The following is a 520-nucleotide window of genomic DNA, read 5'->3' as shown; positions in this document are numbered from 1 at the left end:
TGCTTCGCAATCTGGTCGATCACCACGCCACCACCCTCACCGGCGAGATGGACCGACTGGGCGTCGCCGATCACAAGACCACCCGACTGCGGGAGCTGTTGATCAGCATGGGTTGCGCACCCGCCGTCGCGGGTCGGTATGTGCGGGTTGCCGCCACCATCGATGTGGATCTGTTGTTGGCGCACGCCGCGGACGGGTCCATCTCGTCCGAACACAGTGATGCCATCGTCCGCGGGTTGGCGCACATTGACACCCGATGCCCCGAACCCCTCGACACCGTGCAACGGTGTGAATACCTGCGGAAACTCTTGTCGCACTATTTCGCCGGCTTCACCCCCGCCGAGATCAACCTCTACGCGCGGCAGCTGGGGAACGAGTTGGCTGCCGAAACACCCGGTGGGTTACCGGCCGCCGAGGACAAGAGAATCAACTCCTACACCGACCGCATCACCGACGACGGCCGGCTGGAGATCTCGGCGAACCTCGACATCATCGCCGGCGAGAAAACACGTACTTTGAT

General features: G+C 62.9%; 1 pseudogene. It reads left to right on the top strand.

Going from position 1 to position 520, the window contains the following annotated elements:
• Window positions 1-520 (top strand): annotated as a pseudogene (locus tag P3L18_RS28160) (HNH endonuclease); the annotation flags it as partial.

Source organism: Gordonia sp. N1V (assembly GCF_029269935.1).
Lineage (GTDB): Bacteria > Actinomycetota > Actinomycetes > Mycobacteriales > Mycobacteriaceae > Gordonia > Gordonia polyisoprenivorans.
Note: the sequence above shows the minus strand (reverse complement) of the source record. Positions and strands in the feature narration are given on the sequence as shown.